Raw genomic sequence first — 21542 nt, 5'->3', positions numbered from 1 at the left:
ATGGAAACAGTAATTGTGATATGCCTTCTCATAGTCATTGTCCTACTGGTGCAGGACAAGATTGTCATTAAAAAAAGGTCGGAGCATAAGCCAATGCAGGAAAAGGTTAATCCGAACCTGCCCGATATTATGGGTCAGCCCAAGCCTGTAAGAAGCCTTTCAGTGCCAAACGCTACCAATGAAAGCCAAATAGAGGAACATGAGATAAACCTTGATAATTTAGACATTGAATACGACGAAAATGAAAACGTAGGTATTCAAATTCCGCAGGAAGAGCTGGACGAAGTTTTCAGTAATATGCCTGATTTGGAGGAAGAGGAAGAAGAATGGAACAGGTACGGAATATCCGGTGGCGATGACAGTCTGGCCCAAGGGGTTACCTATGACGAACTAAGCTCCGTAGGGGCATTGCTCCAAAAAGAAAATTTGGAACAATCTCAAAAGGAAACAGCGGTTGCGATAGTTCAAAAATTGCAGGGAACTGAATTATTCAGCCTGCTGGAAAATTCCGTTGAGGGTGCTTCCCGAAAAATTGCCGAGCTTTTGGATAGTACTCTCACATCTGAAACAGAAGCTGGCTCTTCCACCTTGCGGAAAAGTGATTTTGGTGATTTTGACATTGGGAAGTTTGTATAGACTTCCCTTTGTCTTTTAAAATAAGAAAATATGGAAAATGGATTGCCGAATACCAATATAGAACCGGGCAGTTTGCTTGACCTTCGCTTGAATAAAGGCATGCTACCTACACTTGATATTGCAGGTCACACATTCTATGTGGATTTACGCATGGACAAACTAAGGCCAAAGGACGACTTTATATCCAAAGGCATAAACTTTACTGAAATAAAAGACTACTATGACCGTGATAGACGGGCTTATGTCATTCCCTACAACCCCAATAAACGTGAATTTCAACAGGACGATGTTTCTAAAATGACCGAACTGCCAACTGATATTATTATAGTGCAGTTTCCAAATCAGTATGAGTTGGATATAGTGGGATGGAATAGAAAGTATGGAAATAGCATTACTGATCAAGATGTGAAGCAAATGCACTTTGAAGCTCGTACCCTGCCATGGGTTGACACCAATGTGATTGAGCATATAAAACTTAATGTTGCCGAACAGCTACAACCAAAAGAGGAATATATTGTAAACGAACCAAAGGATAATCTGTATAAGATACCTACCGATACACAAAGGGCACTTCCGACGCATAAAGTATTCGGAACAGAATTTATAGTGGATGTAAATCAATTGGAACTCCGTGAAAAAGCCAATCCGAAAAATGTAATTTCTCTATCCGATATGGAAGAAAAAGCAGTACAAGGTTACAGATTTTGGTATAGCCCAAAAACTAAGGGCTTGACGACGTACGCCGAACCGGGAGCAAAATTGGCAGAGATACCTGACTTTGTAAAACTTGACCCGATCGGAATGGCAAAAAAGCATAACATTTCAGAAGACAAAATCAATGCTATCGACGATTTCAAGCTGATGGTTGATCAAGATGCATTTGATAAAATTGCTTACAAACGAATTATCCCAACGATAGATATTGTGGGGCATACCTTCTATATTGACTTGTTTAATGATAAATTACACCCCAAAGATGATATCTGGTCAAGGGGCATCATCTTCTCCGAACTCAAACATTATTATTCGCATAAAGACAACACCTACACCATTCCTTACAATCAAAGAGCACATACCTTTCAGGAAGTGAGCCTCAATGTCAAGGAGATCCCCAAAGACCTTATTGTTGTACAAATTCCCAGCAAGCGTACCCTTGACCCAATTGGCCAGAACAAGACGGGTGACTTAAATAGTTCGGACTATCTTAAAAAACAAGGAGTACATCTGCATTTTGAAGCCAAGACAATCCCTTGGCATCAAACCCGTTTTGCGGAAACTGTAAAGCGTAACAATGGACAAGAGGTAATGGCAGAGCAAAAACCAGCCATTAGTACAAAGCCAGAGGAAAGTGCAATCAGTAAAAGAAAAGGTCGAAGAATGTAAATCCACTATGTAAAAGAATAGCTAAGCTGTTCCACAATACTTTTCACTAAAACGGAACCAGCTCTTCCACCTTGCGGAAAAGTGATTTTTGGGAGTTTGTGTGAGCAAACTTCCTTTTTTAATCTTCTCAATCTTACGACACTAGGTACCTAATTTTATAAATCTCCGCTATATCCTTTGTTAATGTTATTAATAACCTTAAATTCGCATAGAATGCGTATTAAATAGCGTGAAATGAAAATCAATCGACTGAAAAGTATATTAGTTGAGCAATCAAAAACAAGTAAATGGTTGGCTAAAGAATTGGGTAAAAGTGAAAGTACAGTGTCTCGATGGTGTACTAATGAAATCCAGCCGTCTGTCGAAACATTAGCTCAAATAGCATTGCTTTTACAGGTGGATATCAAAGAGTTATTGAACTCCACCAAGCTAAATTAATTATTATCTCAAACAAATCTCTGGGATAATATGCATAAACGAATTTAATAGATACAAATCTTTTGGAAAAGATTTAACATGAAAGAACATCAAGAAAATAATATGCTACCTGAAGGTTGGGTTTGGGCAAAAATAGAAGACATTTCTTTGAGGGTTCACTATGGGTATACAGCTAGCGCTACTCAAAATAACACTGGTATAAAGCTTTTGAGGATTACTGATATACAAAATAATAAGGTTAATTGGGAAACTGTTCCTTTTTGTGAAATCCAAACTGATAATATTGAAAAATTCAGGTTAAAGGAGAATGATATTGTTTTTGCACGAACAGGGGCCACCGTTGGTAAAAGTTTTTTGATAACTAAAAGTATACCCAAAGCTGTATTCGCGTCATATTTAATACGTATTAACTTATCAAAACAGCTAAGCTCAAAATATATATATTACTTCTTTCAAAGTGCTAATTATTGGAGACAAATTAGCACAAAAGCTATTGGAAGCGGACAACCCAATGTTAATGCAAATTCTCTTTCTAACATTGTACTACCATTATGTGGCATTAATGAACAAAATAGAATTGTATTAATGCTTGAAGAAAAATTAAGCTGTCTTGAAAAAAGCAAAGAACTGTTGGAGTTATCTCTAGATAAGTTAAAAGTTTATAGAAAGCTAGCTTTAAATATAGCATTTGCTGGACAGCTTAAATATAAAGTCAAAAATGACTTAACTAGAAATTTAACTACTAAAGAAAAAGAACAAAAGGAAAATCTCGCTTCGTTGGATAATGTTCTGCGAAAAGAAATTTCTAATTTAAAAGAATTACCGCAATATTGGGGATGGGTGCGCTTACGAGATATTGCATTACATATAGATTACGGATATTCCGGCAAGTCATCGAATGAAATTGTTGGTCCTAAACTATTACGAATAACAGATATTCAAGATAATAAAGTTAATTGGAATTCTGTACCTCATAGCAAAATATCGAACGAGAGAAAATCAAAGTTCTTACTAAAAGAGGGAGATTTGTTATTTGCACGAACAGGAGCAACTGTCGGTAAAAGTTATCTTATAACATCTACTCCGCATGAATCTATATTCGCATCTTATTTGATAAGAGTAAGATTGGGTGAAGATGTAAATAAAAGGTATGTCTCATATTTTTTTCAAAGTGACTTATATTGGGAGCAAATAGTTGAAAATAAATCTGGGGTAGCCCAACCAAATGTTAATGGAACAAAATTGTCTAATTTAATTATTCCATGCCCATTAAAAAAAGAACAAGATCAAATTGTAAAAAGTTTAGACAGTATTATGTCGATCTGTGATTACATGAGTTTATCAATTAAAGAAAGCTTGTTGTCCATAGAATTGACCAAAAAGAGTTTATTAAATAAAGCTTTTACCGGGAATTTGTTGGATCAGGACATTACAGATGAATCGGCCATTATTTTACTGGGGAGGGTTAAAGTTGAAAAAGATGAGTATCTAATTAGAGAAAAAGAACAAAAGAATGCTCCGCTAAAAGTGAAAATTATGGAAACGACAAAGTCAATTCTCGAAATATTGAATGAGAATATAGATCCAATTCCCTCAAAACAGCTATGGTTATCTTCTGATAAAAAAGACGATATTGAAGAGTTTTATGCTGAGTTAAAAAAGCACATTGAATCTGGAGATATTATTGAATTACCAAGAGATGGTAAAGATTCATTTTTAAAATTAGCTGGCAAATCATGAGAATAGACAAGGTTTATATAGAAGATTACAAAAACCTAAATCAGTTCACGATTAATCTTGATGAAAATAAGATGAAAACGGTTTTACTTGGACAAAATGCTTCGGGTAAATCAAATTTTATTGAGGCATTAATTTTAATTTTCAAATATCTTGATCTAAGCACTGATACAAAAAGACAATCGCCAAATTTTGACTATAACATTGTTTACAAAATACAGAATGAAGTAATTAATGTAACATGTCAAGAAGGAAACTATGCCATTCTGGTAAATGATGAAAAGCAAACGTTTAAGTCTTTCTTTTCAGATGAAGCTAAAACGAAGTATCAACCAAAATATGTATTTACTTACTATTCGGGTTTAAGTAATAAATTGAAAGAGATTTTTTGGGATCATCAAAACAATTTCTATAACAAGATAATCGACGAGGATTTCAAAGATACCGAACTTGATTCTTTAAGGAAACTATTCTATGTACAATTAGTTCATTCATATTTTGTTTTACTGGCTTATTTCACTCATGAGGAAGAAGAGAGTTTAAATTTCTTAAACGACGTATTGAATATAGAAGATATTGAATCTATTTTATTTGTCCTTAAAATGCCCAAATGGGCTGAAAGCAGGATTAAAAATAATCCAGATGATATTTTTTGGACAGCAAAAGGATTAGTTAGACCTTTCTTAGAAAAGCTTTGGGAATTATCTCTAGCTCCAATATATAATGACGAGAAAATAAGAACTGATTTTGCTGAAACTGAAGATCAAAAACGGCTTTATTTATATTTAAAAGGCAAAGACAAACTTCAGGAATTAGCTAAAACTTATACGAATAATACAGCCTTATTTAAAGCATTAGAGAGTACATACATTTCAAAACTGATTGCGGAAGTTAGGATTAAAGTTAAAAAGAAAAATGTCGACGGTAGTATAACATTTAAGGAATTAAGTGAGGGAGAGCAGCAATTGCTAACCGTACTGGGATTGCTAAAATTCACAAAAGATGAGGATTCATTAATTTTACTCGACGAGCCTGACACACATCTCAACCCAATTTGGAAATGGAGATATTTAGAGTTTTTAGATAAAGTAGTTGATCGTCCTGCAAGTACTCAAATAATACTGAATACCCACGATCCATTGGTAATTGGGAATCTCACTAAAGAAGAAGTTCGATTGTTTAGAACAACATCTGACGGAAAAATTATAGTGGAAGAACCAGAGGTAGACCCACGAGGACTGGGTGTGGAAGGGATATTAACGAGTGAATTCTTTGGATTACCAACAACAATAGATGATTTTACTCAGGAAAAGTTAGACAAGAGGAATGAACTTTTAGTAAAACAGCAAGCGGCTCAACTTTCTGAACAAGAACAAGAAGAACTACGATTACTTTTTATAGGGTTAGAAGAGTTAGGTTTTGGAAATACATTTAGAGATCCTTTATACCAAAAGTTTATAGTGGCCTATAAAAATCGCGTAAAGCAGCATGGAAAAAACAGCTTTACAAAGGAAGAATTAGATAAGCAAAATGCTTTGGCTATGGAAATTCTTGAAGAACTGTCAAAAGAAGAAGAAAATGATTCACATAGATAGAACCGGATTTGAACCAGATACTGAGTGGATAAATAAGGCGGATGCTTTGACGCAACAACTTATTAATGCTCAAGATGTACCTACTAGAAATCAGATTATAGATGACAATCAGGTTGTTTGGGGGGAATTAAAAGATTTTTTATTATCCATATCAAATGAAAAGTGCTGGTATTCCGAAGCAAAAGATAAATATAATCATTTACACGTGGATCATTTCAGACCAAAAAAAATAGCTTTGGGTATTGATAAAAAAGATAAAGGGGGTTATTGGTGGTTGGCATTTACTTGGACTAATTATAGAGTTTGTGGAGGTGCCGGGAATGTAAGAAAACGGGACAAATTTGCAGTAAGAAGTCATAAATCTGATGCTCCCAATACTCCAATTGAAGATGAGTTGGTGTATTTTTTAGACCCTTGTGAAGAAGAGGATGTTCTGAAAATAACATTTAATCCAAAAGGAGAAGTCACTCCTATTAAATCAAGTGGATGGGATTTTGAAAGAGCTGATTATACAATAAAGGGTCTGAATTTGAATTTCAAGAAATTGAAAGAAGCTCGACAAGATATTTGGGTTAAAGTTTCAACACTTGTTTCAGAGACTCAAAATTTAATGGATTTGAATGACGCAAATCCTAGTGTCTTAAGGAGAGGTCAGATAAAGGAGAAATTAAAACAATTAAAAGATTTAGTAAAACCAACTGCAGAGTTTACCGCAACTGTTAAAGCTTGTTTGGATAGTATGGGTTTGCCATGGGCATCTAAAATTGCAGCATAAAAATTAAGAATATGTCAACATCCAACATAGCACAAAAAATTTGGTCATATTGTGACACCTTACGTGATGACGGTTTAGGGTATAATGATTATTTGGAACAATTAACGTATCTCCTATTTCTTAAAATGGCAGATGAAAACAAGAGTAAATATAGCTTACCAGATATATGTAATTGGAAAGAACTAGTAGCTATTTCTGGAGGTCCGCTTCTGGAACAATATGAACAAATATTAAAAACACTTGCAGAATCAGGTGGAATGTTAGAAAAAATATTTGCAAGTGCCCAAAATAAAATATACGATTCAGTAAAATTAAAAAAGTTACTCCACCTAATTGATGAGGACGATTGGTCTTCAACAGATTCTGATGTTAAAGGGGAGATATATGAAACGTTATTACAAAAGAATGCAGAAAATAGTGGAGCGGGTCAGTATTTCACTCCCAGACCAGTAATTCAAGCCATGGTAGAGTGTATGAATCCAATCCCAGGCGAAACCATCGCAGATCCATCATGTGGGACGGGTGGATTTTTCTTAGGTGCATTAAATCATATTCATCAGAATAATAAGCTTACAAAAAATCAGGAAAATTTCTTGAAATTTGACACTTTTCACGGTTGGGAAATTGAAAAAGCTACCGCAAGGTTATGTTTAATGAATTTATATTTACACGGCATTGGTGATTTACAAAAAACACCAGATATACATGTTTCGGATAGTTTGAATCCTAAGAAAATAAATAAAGAGGTTTCAAAAGTAAAAATTGTATTAGCGAATCCCCCATTTGGAAAAAGTAGCAGTGATATACCAACAACAGATGAAAGCCAAGCTAAAAAGGATGGGTATTTTTTACGCAAGGATTTTTGGGTTACAACAAGCAATAAACAGTTAGCTTTTTTACAACATATAGTATCTATGTTAGAAAAAGATGGAAGAGCTGCTGTAGTGCTTCCTGATAATGTTTTGTTTGAGGGTGGAGCTGGTGAGATAATTAGAAAAAAATTACTCGAAGAAACAAATTTGCATACCATTTTAAGATTGCCAACAGGGATATTCTATGCCCAGGGAGTGAAGTCGAATGTTTTATTTTTTGACAATAAGAATCAATCTGGTGAGATAGGAACAAAGGAAATTTGGTTTTATGATTACCGTACAAACATTCATCATACTCCAAAAAATAATCCAATAACATTTAGGCATTTGGCAGATTTCATAAACGATTATAAAATAGGTTCTGAAAAAGAACGTGAAGAATCGTGGTCAGTTGATAACCCTAGGGGCCGTTGGCGTAAATATTCTATTGAGGAGATTACTGAAAGAGATAAAACAAATTTGGATATTGTCTGGCTTAAAGATGATAATTTGATTGATTTGGATAATCTGCCAGATCCTGAAGTACTAATTGACGATATTATTGAAAATATTGAGAGTGCGTTGGCAAATTTCAGAACAATTAGAGAATCTTTGACCTAAATTTAAGTTTAATAAATTACAGTAAAAAAGAGGCTGTTTCTATTTTTAGGAACAGCCTCTTTTCGTTTTTCACCGCCACTCAAAGCCAAACAATACCTCTGACTGCCACTTTGTTATCACGCCCTGATTTCTGAAACACCTTTGTCCCGAAAGCCCGCAAGGTGCGGGAAAACAGTAACAAATTAATGTGTTTCAATTATGGAAAAACAGAGAAAAAAAGTTTTGCTGGCAGCAATGGCAATGTTGTCAGGAATTGGTGCGTTCGCACAGGGAAACGGTTCGGCAGGTATCAACGAGGCTACCCAAATGGTAACAAGCTATTTCGACCCCGCAACCCAACTAATCTACGCCATCGGTGCGGTGGTTGGGCTCATCGGAGGCGTTAAGGTGTACAACAAATTCAGTTCAGGCGATCCCGACACATCGAAAACTGCGGCGAGCTGGTTCGGTGCGTGTATCTTCTTAATCGTGGCGGCTACCATCCTGCGTTCATTCTTCCTTTAATCCTTTGCTTTATGAACAGTTATAACATAAACAAAGGTATTGGCAGGACAGTAGAATTTAAAGGGTTGAAAGCACAATACCTGTTCATTTTCGCAGGTGGGCTGCTCGGTACGCTTATCCTCGTGATGATACTGTATATGGCAGGCGTGAACTCTTACATCTGCCTATTCCTCGGAGCAGGCGGAGCTTCGCTCATTGTATGGCAAACCTTTTCACTGAACAGGAAATATGGCGAACACGGATTGATGAAGATAGCCGCCAATAAAAGGCATCCCCGCTACATCATCTGCCGCAAGCCTGTACATCGCTATTTAAAATTCACTTCAAAACAGAATGCCGTATGAGAAATATAGCAAAGACCACCACATTGGAAAGCAAGTTTCCTTTGCTGGCAGTAGAAAACAACTGCATTCTTTCCAAAGATGCAGACATTACCGCCTGTTATGAGGTTCGTTTGCCGGAACTGTTTACGGTCGCTTCGGCGGAATATGAAGCCATTCATTCCGCCTGGCATAAGGCTATCAAAACTTTACCGGATTTTACAGTCGTTCACAAACAGGATTGGTACATTAAAGAAAGCTACGCTCCCGATTTGGCGAAGGAAGACCAAAGTTTTTTGGCTAAATCCTATCAACGTCATTTTAATGAGCGACCGTTCCTAAACCATTATTGTTACCTGTTCCTAACCAAGACTAGTAAGGAAAGAATGAGAATGCAAAGCAATTTCAGCTCGCTTTGCAAGGGTTCATTGATACCAAAGGAAATCAGGAACAAGGAAACGATACACCGCTTTATGGAAGCGGTAACACAGTTTGAGCGTATCGTGAACGATAGCGGTTTTATAACCCTGCAACGCCTTACCGAAGATGACATCATCGGAACAGAAGAAAAGCAGGGATTACTGGAACAGTACCTAACGCTATCAAGGGAAGCCGGAACACCGATGCAGGACATCGCTCTCGGAACTGAAGAAGTCCGTATCGGGAACAAAAGGTTGAGCCTGCACACCTTGTCCGATACGGACGATTTACCCGGAACGGTATCGGCTGATACCCGTTTTGAAAAACTATCTACCGACCGGAGCGACTGCCGTTTGTCATTCGCCGCACCTGTGGGTTTGCTGTTAAGTTGCAATCACATTTACAATCAGTATTTGTTTTTGGATAACAGCGAAGACAACCTGCAAAAGTTTGAAAAGTCCGCAAGGAATATGCACTCACTTGCAAGGTACAGCCGTGCTAACCAAATCAACAAAGAGTGGATAGAAAAGTACCTGAATGAAGCCCACAGCTTCGGGCTATCCTCCATCCGTGCACACTTCAACATTATGGCGTGGTCGGAAGACCCTGTGGAGCTGAAACAGCTAAAGAACGATTGCGGTAGTGCATTGGCATTGATGGAGTGTAAGCCCCGCCATAATACTATGGATGTAGCCACATTGTATTGGGCGGGAATGCCGGGCAATGCAGGTGATTTTCCGAGTGAGGAAAGTTTTTACACGTTTATCGAGCCAGCTTTGTGTTTATTCACGGAAGAAACCAATTACCACAATTCACCATCACCATTTGGTATCAAGATGGCCGACCGTTTGACCGGAAAGCCTATCCATTTAGATATTTCAGATTTACCGATGAAGCGTGGAATTATCACGAACAGGAACAAGTTCATACTTGGTCCATCGGGAAGTGGTAAATCGTTCTTCACAAACCATATGGTACGGCAGTATTACGAGCAAGGCGCTCATGTTTTACTTGTAGATACTGGTAATTCTTATCAAGGATTGTGCGAACTTATTAAAGGTAAAACCAAAGGCGAAGACGGTGTTTATTTCACGTACACCGAAGACAACCCGATTGCCTTTAATCCTTTTTACACCGATGATGGCGTGTTCGACATTGAGAAGCGTGAAAGTGTCAAGACTTTGATACTGACGCTTTGGAAACGTGATGATGAACCGCCAACCCGTTCAGAGGAGGTTGCCCTTTCTAATGCCGTAAGTGGTTACATCGAACGCATTAAACAGAATGATGTTTATCCATCTTTCAATGGCTTTTATGAGTATGTAAAAGGCGATTACCGTAAGGTATTGGAAGAAAAACAAGTAAGGGAGAAAGACTTTGATATCGCCAATTTCCTCAACGTTCTCGAACCTTATTACAAAGGTGGCGAATATGATTATTTGCTCAATTCTGATAAACAATTAGATCTGCTTTCTAAACGCTTTATCGTGTTTGAAATTGATGCGATTAAAGACCATAAAATCCTCTTTCCCATAGTCACAATTATCATTATGGAGGTCTTCATTAACAAGATGCGGAGGCTCAAAGGTATCCGCAAACTCATCCTGATTGAAGAAGCCTGGAAAGCGATAGCGAAAGAGGGAATGGCAGAATACATCAAGTATTTGTTTAAGACCGTCCGCAAATTTTTCGGAGAAGCGATTGTGGTAACGCAAGAGGTCGATGATATTATCCAGTCGCCCATTGTGAAAGAAAGTATCATCAATAACTCTGACTGTAAAATCCTTTTAGACCAACGCAAGTATATGAACAAATTCGATGATATACAGGCGATGTTAGGGCTTACAGATAAAGAGAAAGGACAGGTACTTTCTATCAATATGAACAACGATGCAAGCCGACTTTACAAAGAGGTTTGGATAGGCTTAGGTGGTACGAACTCGGCAGTCTATGCCACCGAAGTTAGTTTGGAGGAATACCTCGCATACACGACCGAAGAAACCGAAAAAATGGAAGTGATGCAGCTCGCTTCCGAACTGGACGGTAACGTTGAACTCGCCATCAAACATATCGCAATGCAAAGGCGGGACAAAGCAATTCAATAGTCATTAACATTTTAAAATTTAAGAACAATGAAAAAAGTATTGTTTCTGGTGTGTACGGCACTAATGCTCGCCGTTGCACCATCAGCTAAAGCACAATGGGTAGTAACCGACCCTACAAACCTGGCATCGGGTATTCTCAACAGTGCGAATGAAATCGTACAGACCTCATCTACCGTGAGCAACGTAGTGAAAAATTTCAAGGAAGTGGAAAAGGTTTATAAACAGGGCAAGGAATACTATGATAAACTCCAAGCCATAAACAACCTTGTGAAGGATGCCCGTAAGGTACAGCAAACTGTACTTCTCGTTGGTGATGTATCGGAAATGTATGTTACCAATTTTGGTAAGATGATGAACGACCCAAATTTTAAACCGCAGGAATTAGTCGCCATCGGCAATGGTTATTCAGCACTGCTTAATGAAAGTACCGAACTGTTGAAAGAACTCAAACAGATCGTAAGCGCTAGCAGCCTTTCTCTGAACGACAAAGAACGTATGGATATTATTGACCGTGTGTACAAAGAGGTTAAGGATTACCACAGCCTTGTTCGCTACTACACAAATAAGAATATTTCTGTCAGCTACCTGAGAGCGAAAAAGAAAAACGATGCCAAGAGAGTGCTTGAACTCTACGGAAATGATAACCAAAAATACTGGTAAGCTATGGAATGGGATAATCTTCACGAACTACTGCGTTCGCTTTACGACGATATGATGCCGCTTGCAGGCGATATGGCTGCTGTAGCTAAAGGTCTGGCGGGATTGGGTGCATTGTTCTATGTGGCATTAAAGGTTTGGCAGGCTTTAAGCCGTGCCGAACCTATTGATATGTTTCCATTGTTACGCCCGTTTGCTTTGGGGCTTTGCATTATGTTCTTCCCAACCATCGTGCTTGGAACCATCAATGCGGTACTAAGTCCTGTGGTTACGGGAACCCACGCCATACTCGAAGACCAGGTACTTGACCTTAACAAGCTCCAACAGCAGAAAGATCAATTGGAATATGAGGCAATGGTACGAAATCCTGAAACCGCCTATATGGTATCGGACGAAGAGTTCGATAAGAAGCTGGACGAATTGGGTTGGTCGCCATCCGACATCGGGACAATGGCAGGGATGTATATGGACAGGCAAGCCTACAAGATAGAAAAAGCCATAAAAGATTGGTTCCGCAATTTACTGGAAATACTTTTTCAGGCTGCGGCTTTGGTTATTGATACGATACGAACATTTTTCCTGATAGTCCTGTCCATCCTCGGGCCTATAGCCTTTGCGATAAGCGTATGGGATGGTTTTCAATCCACGCTCACGCAATGGCTCACGAGGTATGTCAGCGTATATCTATGGCTTCCTGTTTCAGATTTATTCAGCTCAATGCTGGCAAGGATACAATCCCTCATATTGGAAAGGGATATAGCAATGTTGGCTGACCCGACCTACATACCTGATACCAGCAATACGGTATATATAATTTTTATGATTATCGGCATTATCGGATACTTCACAATACCGACAGTAACAGGCTGGGTAATCCAAGCCGGAGGTGCAGGAAACTTTACCCGTAACGTAAATCAAGCTGCAATGAAAACCGGAAACATTGCCGGAGCAGGTGCAGGTTCCACAGTTGGAAACATCGGCGGCAAACTGATGAATAAATAAACAATTAATCATTCAAAAAATGGAATTTAAAACGCTAAGAAATATAGAAAACAGCTTTCGGCAGATACGTTTGTATGCCATTGTGTTTGCCGTTCTCTGCATTGGCGTGGTAGGATATGCCGTATGGCATTCCTACCGCTTTGCAGAAGAACAACGCCAAAAAATCTATGTATTGGATAACGGCAAATCTTTGATGCTTGCCTTATCGCAAGATGCCAGCATCAATCGACCTGTGGAAGCAAGGGAACACGTCAGACGGTTTCACGAGCTTTTCTTTACCCTTGCTCCCGACAAGAATGCTATCGAAAGCAATATGAGCAGGGCATTCAACCTTGCCGACAAAAGTGCTTTTGATTATTACAAAGACTTGTCCGAAAAGGGTTATTACAGCAGGATCATTTCGGGAAACGTACAACAACGCATTGAGGTTGATAGTGTGGTGTGCAATTTCGACACCTATCCTTATGCGGTGCGTACCTACGCCAAACAGTTCATCATCCGTTCGAGCAATGTGACCAGGCGTAATCTGATTACCTCCTGCTATCTCGTAAACTCCGTTCGTTCCGATAACAATCCGCAGGGCTTCAATATTGAAAAATTTGCAGTGATTGAAAACAGGGATATAGAAGTCATCGAACGCTAAAAAACAATTTTATGGAAGCATTATCAGATTTAAACACGTTCGCAAAAATCCTTACCGACAAAGGATATAACGGCTATTTCCATACGCAGGGTGCGTATGCCGGAAAGTTGAAAGAAAGCATCGGGGAATACCTCGAAAACTGTCAAAAAGGTGCAGACAGTTTGCCTAAGCAGGACTTACTACTGACGGGCTACCTACAATGGTCGGGCGATGACAAGCCAAGTGTAGAATGCAGTATGTGGGTAAAGTACCTGAATGGCAAGTTCTCACTTAGCCGTATGGAAGTAGCGAAGAAAGATGGCTTTGGGCAATTACTCAAAAAATCGGAACTGACAAACCTGTCTGTAATATCCGCACCCAAAGCGTTAGAGGCAGTCGCTTTGGTCAATGATGAAGCGAAGCAAAAGGCGGTTAAAAGCCCTAAACGTTTCAAGCTATAACAATAGAAATAGTGAGGCTATGAAAAAATTAAGAGCAAATATGGACAGGTACTTTGACAAACTGGACGAACGTTGGCGGGCATTGCCCCTACAGAAACAGCACCGATATACGCTGTACTTCTTTGTGGGTTACCTGATGCTTACCGCAGGTGTCATTGGCAAAGTATGGTACGATACCTCAAAGTCCGATAACCATATGGTCATTGAGCATATAGAAAATCCTGTCCTCAAAAAAAGTGAAAGCCCTGCAAGATTGCAGGACACATTATCAACAATTCTAAAAAATCAGATTTATGAAAGAAAATGAGAACAAAAAATCGGTTGTTCGGGTGACAGAAGGTGTCCCGAACGAAACCACTGATGTACTGCAAGATGGTACACGTAATAAAACCGAAAAACTCAAAAAGCCACTCATATTTGTTTTGATGGGCGTTGTATTTCTCGGTTGTATGTATCTGATATTTAAACCGTCTTCCGATAAAAAGGAAATTGAAAATATCGGATTGAATGATGCAGTACCAGAGGCTACCGGAGCCGGAATGCCTGCCGACAAAGGCAAGGCGTATGAGCAGGAAATGCTCGAACGCAAAGAGCAGGAAAAACGCAGTGCTTTAACTACGCTTTCTGACTATTGGAATACCGAAGACAAAGAAGAATCGATTGATGAACAACTTCCTGAAGAAGGTCAAAGCAACAGTTATGGAGGTAGCAGAAGTTCGGGAAGAAACGGTAATCCTACATTGAACAGTTACCGCAATGCACAAAACACGTTAGGTTCATTTTATCAGGACAACAATTCGGAAACAACAGAACTCCGTAGGCAAATGGAAGAGATGAAAGAAAAGCTGGCTGACAAAGATGTACCTAAATCTGTAACCGTTGATGACCAGCTTGCTCTGATGGAGAAATCATACCAGATGGCGGCAAAGTATCTGCCAACGAATACAAATTCAGCGGAAGTTGCACCCGTTAAGGAGGCAAGTACGGCTACCACTGGTTCAACTCAAAAAGAACATTTTGTGGCTTTCACGCCGACAAGAAAGAACACCGTATCTGCGTTGTACCGTGAGCCTACCGATAGTGCTTTTTTAGCCAATTGGAGCGAAACAAGAAACCGAGGGTTTTATACGGCAGGTTCTACCGAGCAAGCGGTACAACCGAAAAATAGTATCAAAGCAAGCGTACATGAAACACAGACGTTTATTGGCGAAACAGGTGTACGCTTGCGTTTATTAGAGCCAGCCAAAACACCTAACCGTACCATTCCGCAGGGGACGATTGTAACCGCTAATGCAAAGTTTCAGGGCGGGCGTTTGCAGCTAAAAATTATTTCCATAGAACTGGAGGGAAGCATTATTCCGGTGGATATAACCATTTATGATTTGGACGGACAGCAAGGTCTGTATGTTCCATACTCCCCGGAGATGAATGCCCTTACCGAAATGGCTGGTAATATGAGCCAGACTTCGGGAACAAGCATAATGCTTACGCAGTCTGCCGGACAGCAGGTAGCCGCAGACCTTAGCCGTGGTGCAGTACAGGGTATTTCGGGCTATTTCGCCAAAAAAATAAAAACGCCGAAGGTCTCACTCAAAGCGGGACATCAGGTCTTCCTTGTTTCCAAACAATAATATTGAACTCAAATAAATAGAACAATGAAAAATCATTTAAAAACCTTTTGGGCAATTGCCCTTATACTAGGCTTTGCCTTACAATCTTACGCACAGGACAGTGTGAGAACGAAACTTGCATTGGGCAAGATAGAACCGTATAAAATGGAAGTTACCTACGATAAAACTTCGCATCTGATTTTCCCTACCGCCATTCGTTATGTGGATTTGGGGAGTGAATACCTTATTGCCGGAAAAGCAGAAGATGCGGAAAACGTATTGCGTGTAAAAGCATCGGTAAGGGATTTTGAACCCGAAACCAATTTTTCAGTCATTACCAATGACGGGCGTTTTTATAGCTTCAATGTCTATTACAGTTCCTATCCGGAGGCAATGAGCTATGACCTGCTCACGATGCAAAAGGCAGTAGATAAAGCCAACGGTAACGATGTTCTTTTTGAAGAATTGGGCAACAATTCGCCGTCATTGGCTGGTTTGCTTTTAGAAACCATTTACAAAAAGGACAAGCGTATTGTAAAACATATTGGGGCTAAGAGTTTCGGTATTCAATTTATCCTCAAAGGTATTTACATACATAAAGGCAAATACTATTTCCATACGGAATTGAGAAACCGTACCAATGTACCCTTCCAGATTGATTTTATCAATTTCAAAGTGGTAGATAAAAAAGTAGCCAAACGCACTGTGGTTCAGGAACGCCCGATGATACCACTTCGTACTTATAAACCGCTTACTGAAATTTCAGGACAAACCACCGAACAGAACGTGTTCCTGTTAGACCAGTTTACCATTGCTGATGACAAGGTACTGTTGATTGAAATTTTCGAGAAAAACGGAGGCAGGCATCAAACGCTTCAGGTTGAAAATTCGGATTTGATAAAAGCCCGATTGATTAACGATATGCACCTGAAATTTTAATAACCCTTTAAAATAATAGTAATAAAATGAAAAAGTATATATATACCGTGATACTCATATTGATAGGAATCACGACAAGCCAGGCACAACGGATGTTGCCTAAGCAAAAAGGATTGGAAGTAAATGTTGGTGCACTGTCTGATGATAAAATAGGTAATGATTATTACATCAATATCGGAATGACCGTAAACGGGAAAAATGGGAACTACCAGCTTTGGGCTTTGGAATATACACATCAATATCACGACTACAAAGACCTCCGCATTCCGCAGGAAACCTATACTGCCGAAGGCGGTTACAGCTTCTTTTTGTTGGGTGATGCCAGTAAGAACATTACGTTAAATGCTGCAATAACAGGTGTAGTTGGTTATGAAAGTATTAACCGTGGCGAAGCAATGTTGTATGACGGAGCAAGGATAGTGAGCGACGATAATTTCATCTATGGAGCTGGTGGACGACTCACATTTGAAACGTACTTGTCAGACCATTTTGTATTAGTCCTGCACGGACGTACAAAAGTCATTTGGGGTACGGACTTGAAGCAATTCCGTCCATCCGCAGGTATAGGATTAAGGTTTAATTTTTAAAACGTAAAAAGATGATAGCAATATTCAATAAATTCAGGATGGGATTACTGCCGATATATGTCTTGCTGGCAATCCTCACAGCTTCGGTAACTCTGGTATCTTGTAGCAAAGACGATGAACTCGAAGTACAGAACGATTTTCCATTCGAGGTAAACGTGATGCCAGTACCCAAAGATGTAGCCAACGGGCAAACGGTAGAAATACGCATTACCGTACAGCGTACGGGTAATTACAGCAACACGCAGTATTTTCTCCGCTACTTTCAATTTGACGGACAGGGAACGCTGCGGTATTATGACGAAGCGCCGTACCTGCCGAATGATTTGTATTCATTACCAACTGAACAATTTAGGTTGTATTACACTTCAACATCTGCCGTATCACAATCTTTTGATGTTTGGATTTCAGACAGCTTCGGGAATGAAAAGCAAATAAGTTTTCAGTTTAACAGTAATGATTAGTATAGTAGCAAAAAGAAGTCCTGCCGCAAAAGCAGGATTTCTTTTTTTGGAGTGATTGAAGCTAAATTTTTGTAAATTTAAAAGGTGAATTTAAAGTGTTTTTGTTATGATCGCATCATTGGTAATAGGCATCATATTTTTGGTTGCAGGCTTGGGACTTCGCTACTGGATTAACCGGCGAAAGTTTTACAGGCGTGGTCCTATGGGAGCAGAAGGATTTTCATCTTATGAAAGTTCGGTTATCATTAAACTGCTTGAAAAATTTGGAAAGTGGGTAGCTTATGCACTGATTATTTTTGGGCTGTTATCGCTTTGGGTTTATTCTCGTGAAAAAAAAGATAAAGAAAAACAAAATGTGGAGATACAAAAACCTAAATAACTAATTTTAAAATAGAACAATTATTAAATGACAAAATCCTTTGATGACATAACCCTGCGAAATATATCTGATATAATTTCAAATATGCTGACCCATACCAAAATTACAGAACATTTATCTGGTGCTGGTATTTCTCAATCTCAATACGGTACAAACAAAACAGATAGACTGTTTTATGCGTTAAAAGAAAGACAAGTACAAGACAGGTGCGGAAATAATATATTGGCATTTGTTGTCAGGTTATTAAACCCAAAAAGATATAATTCAGAAGATGAATTTGAAAAAGATAGAACGACTATCAATGAGAAATTCCTTTATGAAGGGATAGAAATTGATAAAACTGGGCAAGCCCGACAAGTTGATAGGGCTAAAACCATTTCAGAAGCTAAAAGCAGGTCACTTAAAATCAAAGAAAAAGTACACGGTATTGGAATTAATTCAGAAATTTTGCCTTATTGTGAAGCTGAATGGTTAAAGGAAAATTATTTTCATGCTATACTTGAAATTACGAAAAGTGTAGCAGAAAGGCTTAGGCAAAAAAGCGGCTATACTTCAGACGGAGCAGATTTAGTTGATGATTGTTTTGCGTTGGGAAAAGACAGAAGACCTATGCTTGCTTTTAACACTCTGAATAATCAAAGCGAGGAAAGTGAACATAAGGGCTTTGGAAACTTCTGTAAAGGTTTTTTTTCTATGTACAGAAATCCAAAAGCACACAATCCAAAAATATTGGAAGATACCCAACTTTCACAAATGACAGAAGTTTTAGTTGTAGCAACAATAATCCATAATAAACTCGATAACACTTATAGGACAGGACTTAAGTAACCAAAAGGCAGATAGTCCAAAGGTAGTTCGATTTCTGCTAAACCTACAAATCAGTACATATAAAAGATGTAAGCTTTAGCGGTAAATAAATTTCGTCTGGGCTATGTTTTATGTAATCTTCCTTATAATCGTCCCACATAAACCCTGGTCTGATTAAACTGAAATCATTTGTTTTTGTTACGGTCTGAACGTAGCTATAGCCCCAAGGCGATTTGTAAATAATTTGCCCCTGAACTGCTGATGTATCAAAGTTCTTATCTTCAATCTGTTTAATTACTTTTATAAACGATGGACAAAGTTTTCTGTAAAATATCTCTAAGTTTTGTTCAAATCCTTTTGTCCTGTTTTTCAACTCAGAAATTCTAATATTAATTTTGGTTTTCAATTCCGCGAAGTTGTTATTGAAATCATCTACATTTTTGCAACCTAAATAATGAAGTGCATTTAAAACCATCGTAAAAAAGTAATGTAATTCATTATCTTTCCAGCGATTGTTTACCAAGCAAACAATTGTGCTTATGAGCGCCTCTTTTTTTAGTTCCTCAATTTTCTTTTTGGTATAGTCAAATTCATACGCTTTAAATCCGCTTCTAGCCAGCATCAAAAAGTCGCCAATTAAGTTTAAACAACAACCTTTTATATTGTTATTATCATAGTTATCTACAAAGGGCAAATAACTAAAAAAATGCTGTGCGTCTTGTTCGTCATACTTTGCAGATTTTCCCCCATATTCAGTTATCAACTCAAGGGCAATTAGATATTTAGTCAAATCTGTAAGTGTAGGCCTATATGTTTTTGGTCGATTATACCCATAAAGAATTTCTTGTTGGTAATTGTAAAGATTATTAAAGTAGTTCGTCAACTTTCTTTTTTCAGATTTAAGCATGACAAAAGAGAGGTTACGAACAGTTGCCACTTCTCCTTCCTCATTTCCATTTATGTTACCTAAATCGTCTTCTTGCTCATCAACACTTATATCTTCTTGCTTATTCGTTGAAAGTCCATTTAAATTGATGAACTTCAAAACATCTAAAACACGTAGGGAAAGAGAAGAGAGTAGAAGGTTTTTTTCAAATCCAGAATTTTCTATTGTTTTATAGGAAGAGAGATCGTAAAGTTTTTCAGGTTCTTTGTCATCATTCAGCTTTGTAAACGTGCTTCTCCTACTATCTAAAAAGCTGGCTCCTGTTTCATTTTCTGTTTCATCAAAGATTGCATAATGCAACAAGTCGAGAACTTTGCTCAGCTCTCCATTTTGGATTTCGCTATAAATTTTTTCAATTTCCTCTGTCTTTGGATTAGGATGCGTTTTTGCCAAGAGGAAATAATCTGAAATCAAAAGTTTATTAGAGATAATCTCGTCATTAATATTTGTCAATTGCACATATTGGAAAGTGCCTAATTCTAAATTGAGTTTTGTTTTTAGTTCTTTCTCATAATTTGAGAATGTTTTGGAATACAAAAATCGGTTTTGTTTATCGAAGAAGACAATCCTGAATTCATCGGTATAAGTACCACTGGAATGAAGTATAAATTCATCATAAATCAACTCTGCCGATAGCAGTTGCAGTTTGAATTGATTATTCTCGACTATAGTTTCATAAATTGATTTACTTGTAGTCGTTGTAAATTCATCAAGGGTTTTACTATTGCTTATTTTCAGTTTTATGCCTAATTGATTTAACAATCCACCTTTTTCTGACTGAATAAGAAGTGAAACTTCTGCATTTGAATTTTTGCCCAATAATCCCAACCCTGCAGGTGTAATATTGGCACTGCCGAACAAGCAAAACTCTTTTCCATTTTTTGTCTTGAAATGAATGATCTTCCCGTGAAGTTTTGATTTTGAGTTTCCAGATTTTGCATATTGCACTTTGCTTACGCCGGCATCACACCAATCGTAAAATGTAAAAGCTTTGCTCACTTGCATTGTAGAAGGGATTAACCCACTTTCATCCAATATAACTTTTACTGTGGCTGAAGGAAAAAGAGAATTGAGTTCTTGTAATACTTTCCCATTCTTGTCATAATATGGAGAAATGGTAGTTATTTCTACTACTTTCTCATTGCTAAGATGTTTTAAAAGTTCGTTCCAAATAGAAGTTGTTTCAGTATTAAACAGGAAAGCAACCTTCTCTTTTTGCGACGTTTCGAAAAATTGAAATGGTTTTGTCTTTGGCAATTCATTCAGCCATTTAGAATGTTCAAGTATCCATTTTGTAGTTTTTTCATTCATCTGTCCCTTAACTGACGATGAAAGAGTTGATAGATAATCCCAAGCTGACGAAAAGATTGATGAATTTTCGGTTGAACGAATATCAAAATGAAATGCTCCCCAAATCTCATCATTGTTACCATTTCCAGAATTTGTAAGGTTTCCAGAACCAACAATAAGCAACCCTTCTTTTTCACCAAACAACATCCAAATTTTTGGATGGAATACTGACTTTTGGAAAACAGGATAAAGTGAATAACCGGCAGAAAGTTGCATTTCTTCTCCTGTAGCTTGTTGCATTAACTCTGAATAATAATGTCCGTCAATAAAAACGTTGATGTTTCTCACGCCACAAGAACGCAACCATTTCATTGCTTTCATTTCAAAAAAATAAAA

At 38.1% G+C, this 21542-nt stretch carries 22 protein-coding genes; 21 read left to right on the top strand and 1 reads right to left on the bottom strand.

The window, feature by feature from the left end:
• The 21 genes from ACWNCI_RS03400 to ACWNCI_RS03300 all read left to right on the top strand — a co-directional run bounded on the left by ACWNCI_RS03400 (window position 1) and on the right by ACWNCI_RS03300 (window position 18931).
• Window positions 1–636 (top strand): conjugal transfer protein TraD, encoded by a 636-nt coding sequence (locus tag ACWNCI_RS03400; protein ID WP_449387197.1) that lies wholly within the window; start codon window positions 1–3, stop codon window positions 634–636.
• A 30-nt stretch (window positions 637–666) separates the two neighbouring features.
• Complete coding sequence (locus tag ACWNCI_RS03395; RefSeq protein WP_449387196.1) at window positions 667–2019, top strand: hypothetical protein; 1353 nt, start codon at window positions 667–669, stop codon at window positions 2017–2019.
• A gap of 234 nt (window positions 2020–2253) precedes the next feature.
• Window positions 2254–2457 (top strand): helix-turn-helix transcriptional regulator, encoded by a 204-nt coding sequence (locus ACWNCI_RS03390; RefSeq protein ID WP_133576220.1) that lies wholly within the window; start codon window positions 2254–2256, stop codon window positions 2455–2457.
• Between the two features lie 78 nt (window positions 2458–2535).
• Window positions 2536–4197, top strand: a complete 1662-nt coding sequence (locus ACWNCI_RS03385; protein ID WP_449387195.1) for a restriction endonuclease subunit S — start codon at window positions 2536–2538, stop codon at window positions 4195–4197.
• On the top strand, window positions 4194–5789 hold the full coding sequence (locus ACWNCI_RS03380; RefSeq protein ID WP_449387194.1) for an AAA family ATPase: 1596 nt from the start codon (window positions 4194–4196) through the stop codon (window positions 5787–5789). The genes ACWNCI_RS03385 and ACWNCI_RS03380 overlap by 4 nt, the downstream gene beginning before the upstream one ends.
• Window positions 5773–6564, top strand: a complete 792-nt coding sequence (locus ACWNCI_RS03375) for a hypothetical protein (RefSeq protein WP_449387193.1) — start codon at window positions 5773–5775, stop codon at window positions 6562–6564. The genes ACWNCI_RS03380 and ACWNCI_RS03375 overlap by 17 nt, the downstream gene beginning before the upstream one ends.
• An 11-nt stretch (window positions 6565–6575) precedes the next feature.
• Window positions 6576–8036 carry an N-6 DNA methylase gene (locus tag ACWNCI_RS03370; RefSeq protein WP_449387192.1) on the top strand — a complete coding sequence of 487 codons (1461 nt, stop codon included), beginning with the start codon at window positions 6576–6578 and terminating at the stop codon, window positions 8034–8036.
• Window positions 8037–8234: 198 nt separating this feature from the next.
• Complete coding sequence (locus tag ACWNCI_RS03365; protein WP_086949882.1) at window positions 8235–8540, top strand: DUF4134 domain-containing protein; 306 nt, start codon at window positions 8235–8237, stop codon at window positions 8538–8540.
• Between the two features lie 11 nt (window positions 8541–8551).
• Window positions 8552–8884: a DUF4133 domain-containing protein gene (locus tag ACWNCI_RS03360; protein WP_133576215.1), complete on the top strand. Its 333-nt coding sequence runs from the start codon at window positions 8552–8554 to the stop codon at window positions 8882–8884.
• Window positions 8881–11385 (top strand): TraG family conjugative transposon ATPase, encoded by a 2505-nt coding sequence (locus ACWNCI_RS03355; RefSeq protein ID WP_449387191.1) that lies wholly within the window; start codon window positions 8881–8883, stop codon window positions 11383–11385. Before ACWNCI_RS03360 ends, ACWNCI_RS03355 begins: the two co-directional genes overlap by 4 nt.
• A 27-nt stretch (window positions 11386–11412) precedes the next feature.
• Window positions 11413–12045 carry a DUF4141 domain-containing protein gene (locus ACWNCI_RS03350; RefSeq protein WP_449387190.1) on the top strand — a complete coding sequence of 211 codons (633 nt, stop codon included), beginning with the start codon at window positions 11413–11415 and terminating at the stop codon, window positions 12043–12045.
• A 3-nt stretch (window positions 12046–12048) separates the two neighbouring features.
• Window positions 12049–13044 (top strand): conjugative transposon protein TraJ, encoded by a 996-nt coding sequence (gene traJ, locus ACWNCI_RS03345; RefSeq protein ID WP_449387189.1) that lies wholly within the window; start codon window positions 12049–12051, stop codon window positions 13042–13044.
• Window positions 13045–13063: 19 nt separating this feature from the next.
• The gene (gene traK, locus ACWNCI_RS03340; RefSeq protein ID WP_133576211.1) at window positions 13064–13687 is read left to right on the top strand and encodes a conjugative transposon protein TraK; all 624 of its coding nucleotides are present in this window, start codon (window positions 13064–13066) and stop codon (window positions 13685–13687) included.
• Window positions 13688–13698: 11 nt separating this feature from the next.
• A complete protein-coding gene (locus ACWNCI_RS03335; protein WP_133576210.1) occupies window positions 13699–14127 on the top strand; it encodes a hypothetical protein in 429 nt (142 codons plus the stop codon).
• Between the two features lie 19 nt (window positions 14128–14146).
• Window positions 14147–14434, top strand: a complete 288-nt coding sequence (locus ACWNCI_RS03330) for a nitrogen regulatory IIA protein (RefSeq protein ID WP_133576209.1) — start codon at window positions 14147–14149, stop codon at window positions 14432–14434.
• Window positions 14421–15758, top strand: coding sequence for a conjugative transposon protein TraM (gene traM / locus ACWNCI_RS03325; protein ID WP_449387188.1), 1338 nt, complete (start codon window positions 14421–14423; stop codon window positions 15756–15758). The genes ACWNCI_RS03330 and traM overlap by 14 nt, the downstream gene beginning before the upstream one ends.
• Before the next feature lie 24 nt (window positions 15759–15782).
• Window positions 15783–16676 (top strand): conjugative transposon protein TraN, encoded by an 894-nt coding sequence (gene traN / locus ACWNCI_RS03320; protein ID WP_449387187.1) that lies wholly within the window; start codon window positions 15783–15785, stop codon window positions 16674–16676.
• Window positions 16677–16702: 26 nt separating this feature from the next.
• Complete coding sequence (locus ACWNCI_RS03315) at window positions 16703–17263, top strand: conjugal transfer protein TraO (RefSeq protein WP_133576206.1); 561 nt, start codon at window positions 16703–16705, stop codon at window positions 17261–17263.
• A gap of 11 nt (window positions 17264–17274) precedes the next feature.
• Window positions 17275–17724: a DUF3872 domain-containing protein gene (locus ACWNCI_RS03310; protein WP_449387186.1), complete on the top strand. Its 450-nt coding sequence runs from the start codon at window positions 17275–17277 to the stop codon at window positions 17722–17724.
• Between the two features lie 106 nt (window positions 17725–17830).
• A complete protein-coding gene (locus ACWNCI_RS03305; protein ID WP_449387185.1) occupies window positions 17831–18103 on the top strand; it encodes a molybdenum ABC transporter permease in 273 nt (90 codons plus the stop codon).
• Window positions 18104–18130: 27 nt separating this feature from the next.
• A complete protein-coding gene (locus ACWNCI_RS03300) occupies window positions 18131–18931 on the top strand; it encodes a TIGR02391 family protein (RefSeq protein ID WP_133576204.1) in 801 nt (266 codons plus the stop codon).
• A 43-nt stretch (window positions 18932–18974) separates the two neighbouring features.
• Here the strand turns inward: ACWNCI_RS03300 and ACWNCI_RS03295 are convergent, their stop codons facing one another.
• The gene (locus ACWNCI_RS03295) at window positions 18975–21527 is read right to left on the bottom strand and encodes a hypothetical protein (protein WP_449387184.1); all 2553 of its coding nucleotides are present in this window, start codon (window positions 21525–21527) and stop codon (window positions 18975–18977) included.
• Between the last annotated feature and the right edge of the window lie 15 nt (window positions 21528–21542).

The organism is Chryseobacterium lineare (assembly GCF_977014045.1).
Note: the sequence above shows the minus strand (reverse complement) of the source record. Positions and strands in the feature narration are given on the sequence as shown.

What these genes read in the sequence shown, in the direction of transcription:
- ACWNCI_RS03400 (WP_449387197.1), top strand. Translation starts at nt 1, where the DNA reads ATGGAAACAGTAATTGTGATATGCCTTCTCATAGTCATTGTCCTACTG.
- ACWNCI_RS03395 (WP_449387196.1), top strand. Translation starts at nt 667, where the DNA reads ATGGAAAATGGATTGCCGAATACCAATATAGAACCGGGCAGTTTGCTT.
- ACWNCI_RS03390 (WP_133576220.1), top strand. Translation starts at nt 2,254, where the DNA reads ATGAAAATCAATCGACTGAAAAGTATATTAGTTGAGCAATCAAAAACA.
- ACWNCI_RS03385 (WP_449387195.1), top strand. Translation starts at nt 2,536, where the DNA reads ATGAAAGAACATCAAGAAAATAATATGCTACCTGAAGGTTGGGTTTGG.
- ACWNCI_RS03380 (WP_449387194.1), top strand. Translation starts at nt 4,194, where the DNA reads ATGAGAATAGACAAGGTTTATATAGAAGATTACAAAAACCTAAATCAG.
- ACWNCI_RS03375 (WP_449387193.1), top strand. Translation starts at nt 5,773, where the DNA reads ATGATTCACATAGATAGAACCGGATTTGAACCAGATACTGAGTGGATA.
- ACWNCI_RS03370 (WP_449387192.1), top strand. Translation starts at nt 6,576, where the DNA reads ATGTCAACATCCAACATAGCACAAAAAATTTGGTCATATTGTGACACC.
- ACWNCI_RS03365 (WP_086949882.1), top strand. Translation starts at nt 8,235, where the DNA reads ATGGAAAAACAGAGAAAAAAAGTTTTGCTGGCAGCAATGGCAATGTTG.
- ACWNCI_RS03360 (WP_133576215.1), top strand. Translation starts at nt 8,552, where the DNA reads ATGAACAGTTATAACATAAACAAAGGTATTGGCAGGACAGTAGAATTT.
- ACWNCI_RS03355 (WP_449387191.1), top strand. Translation starts at nt 8,881, where the DNA reads ATGAGAAATATAGCAAAGACCACCACATTGGAAAGCAAGTTTCCTTTG.
- ACWNCI_RS03350 (WP_449387190.1), top strand. Translation starts at nt 11,413, where the DNA reads ATGAAAAAAGTATTGTTTCTGGTGTGTACGGCACTAATGCTCGCCGTT.
- traJ (WP_449387189.1), top strand. Translation starts at nt 12,049, where the DNA reads ATGGAATGGGATAATCTTCACGAACTACTGCGTTCGCTTTACGACGAT.
- traK (WP_133576211.1), top strand. Translation starts at nt 13,064, where the DNA reads ATGGAATTTAAAACGCTAAGAAATATAGAAAACAGCTTTCGGCAGATA.
- ACWNCI_RS03335 (WP_133576210.1), top strand. Translation starts at nt 13,699, where the DNA reads ATGGAAGCATTATCAGATTTAAACACGTTCGCAAAAATCCTTACCGAC.
- ACWNCI_RS03330 (WP_133576209.1), top strand. Translation starts at nt 14,147, where the DNA reads ATGAAAAAATTAAGAGCAAATATGGACAGGTACTTTGACAAACTGGAC.
- traM (WP_449387188.1), top strand. Translation starts at nt 14,421, where the DNA reads ATGAAAGAAAATGAGAACAAAAAATCGGTTGTTCGGGTGACAGAAGGT.
- traN (WP_449387187.1), top strand. Translation starts at nt 15,783, where the DNA reads ATGAAAAATCATTTAAAAACCTTTTGGGCAATTGCCCTTATACTAGGC.
- ACWNCI_RS03315 (WP_133576206.1), top strand. Translation starts at nt 16,703, where the DNA reads ATGAAAAAGTATATATATACCGTGATACTCATATTGATAGGAATCACG.
- ACWNCI_RS03310 (WP_449387186.1), top strand. Translation starts at nt 17,275, where the DNA reads ATGATAGCAATATTCAATAAATTCAGGATGGGATTACTGCCGATATAT.
- ACWNCI_RS03305 (WP_449387185.1), top strand. Translation starts at nt 17,831, where the DNA reads ATGATCGCATCATTGGTAATAGGCATCATATTTTTGGTTGCAGGCTTG.
- ACWNCI_RS03300 (WP_133576204.1), top strand. Translation starts at nt 18,131, where the DNA reads ATGACAAAATCCTTTGATGACATAACCCTGCGAAATATATCTGATATA.
- ACWNCI_RS03295 (WP_449387184.1), bottom strand. Translation starts at nt 21,527, where the DNA reads ATGAAAGCAATGAAATGGTTGCGTTCTTGTGGCGTGAGAAACATCAAC.